The following is a 1,810-nucleotide window of genomic DNA, read 5'->3' as shown; positions in this document are numbered from 1 at the left end:
TGCAGTGAGTACGCCGTGAAAAACAACCGGCACAAAGTAGAGGCAAAACGCCAAAAATAAGGTCTCCCCAAATCGAAAAGCGGTGTGTGCAACGTATTTTGGGACATTCCCGGACTAGGCTGGGCGGACTCTTCGCTTATCCTTACTGCGGGACAAAAATGTTCCCCGAAGCGTTTTCGCTTGTCGGCGGGTTTTCCGCGTGATGAACAGGTGAGGAGGAGGAATGGTTGATTGACTTTGAATGAATGCCTATTGATAATTTCGCCATGATACGCAGAAGAATGCATAGTGGATCAAGGGTAAAGGTTCGCAAGGCAGCGCCCGATGAAATCCTCGGCGTTCTTGCAAAAGAACCTGGTTATGTAGGCAATCCTGTGCATAAGCTTTATCCAGAGGATTACAACCTGAAACCACCGGCGTGTCCTCGTCAGGATAAAACGCTTTGCGATTTGGATCCAAGAGACCCAATAAAGAGCACCAGGAGGCTACCCAAAACAGCAGCTTTGCGGCTTTTCAAGGATGGCGTTCGGAGAGGCTTGTACAGCGATACATCAGAAAATGGATTCCCCAGAAGAATTTGGGCCGTGGACGGAGAAAGCATAGTGTTTGAGGCAAAACTGGATAACCCAGATCAGGGTACTTATCACGGTTATCCCCTCGCATCGAAACAGCGGAATTTGATTGACCGTATCAGCTGTCTGCGGGAGGACGACGACTAATGGAAGAACTGTTCGGGGTGTCCTGGATAGATGCGCGTGGTCTTGCAGAGTATGAGGGAGGGCCTTGTGAAGCCACATCAGCCGACTTCACCATTCAAGGTAACGGGGTTTGCCTGACTCGTAATGATGTTCTTGAAGCAGACGGTCACTGGCAATTTCGTGAGCATGCTCGACTCTGCCTACACCCTCTTGCCCTTTGGCTCGCCTGGAATTTTTATCGTCTCTCTTACGAGCCTATCCCGGAAACGCGAAGCCGTTCATTACCTCTGGAGTGGGCGTTAGCCCATGACATGGCCAACGTGGGTGATGGGTATATTTGGCCCCCCTTGACGATCTACTCAGATGGCGCGAGGTCTGTTTTTCGACCGGGTATTACGGGAATAGAAAGTCTTGATCCTGTTCGTTATACGAGTACGGTGCCACTCGTTTTGCCGGTCACCGACTTGCAAGAAGCCATTTTGCGGTTTTTAAGATTATGCCAATCTCGGCTGAGCGAGCAGGGTATAAGTGACGCCCCTTTCCAACAGGTTTTTGCGGAACTACAGGAAGAGCTTCAGGACGATAGAGCACGTCTTTGGAGAAAAACGGAGGCCATGCTGGGGTTTGACCCTGACGGGGCGCCGCAAGGTTTTCTGGATGTATTCCCGGCCCTTATGGATTACCTGGGAGAGGAAAACGTCTCGGAACTCGCAGCGAATGGAGAGCGTACTTTTGTATCCGCAACAGATTTTAAATCCTGGATGCATGCACAGGGCATTGTCAGACAACCGCAAGCACTCGGTCTGGATCCCGTCGATCTGAAAGTGAATAGTCCTGCATGGATGACGGCAATGGAATCCGCCCAAAGTTTGCGTCACCATTTGGGGATACAGGGACAGGTTACGGATCGGCGCCTTGCGGAAATTTGCGGAGTGAAACCAGAGGCTATCCTGCATGATGGGTTGCCTGAGTCATTGGACCAATTGACCGTATACAGCGCAGACGAAAAACGCCTTGTCTTAGGTGCAGGTCGGCGGCCAGAGAGTCGCCGCTTTGCACTGGCAAGACTTCTTGGTGAAGAATTATTGGAGAAAAAAGACAAACAGTTTAGT

The 1,810-nt window shown here is 50.7% G+C and carries 2 protein-coding genes; both read left to right on the top strand.

Translation table 11 applies throughout. The features are described from left to right. Positions 1 to 245: 245 nt before the first annotated feature. Positions 246 to 719 (top strand): hypothetical protein, encoded by a 474-nt coding sequence (locus AC2VLY_RS12355; protein ID WP_081576829.1) that lies wholly within the window; start codon positions 246 to 248, stop codon positions 717 to 719. Next, positions 719 to 1,810, top strand: a 1,092-nt coding sequence (locus tag AC2VLY_RS12350; protein WP_486922372.1) for a hypothetical protein, incomplete at its 3' end; no start/stop codon positions are given. The genes AC2VLY_RS12355 and AC2VLY_RS12350, both read left to right, overlap by 1 nt.

This window comes from Acidithiobacillus sp. TH-A36 (assembly GCF_057473445.1).
Note: the sequence above shows the minus strand (reverse complement) of the source record. Positions and strands in the feature narration are given on the sequence as shown.

What these genes read in the sequence shown, in the direction of transcription:
- AC2VLY_RS12355 (WP_081576829.1), top strand. Translation starts at nt 246, where the DNA reads ATGCCTATTGATAATTTCGCCATGATACGCAGAAGAATGCATAGTGGA.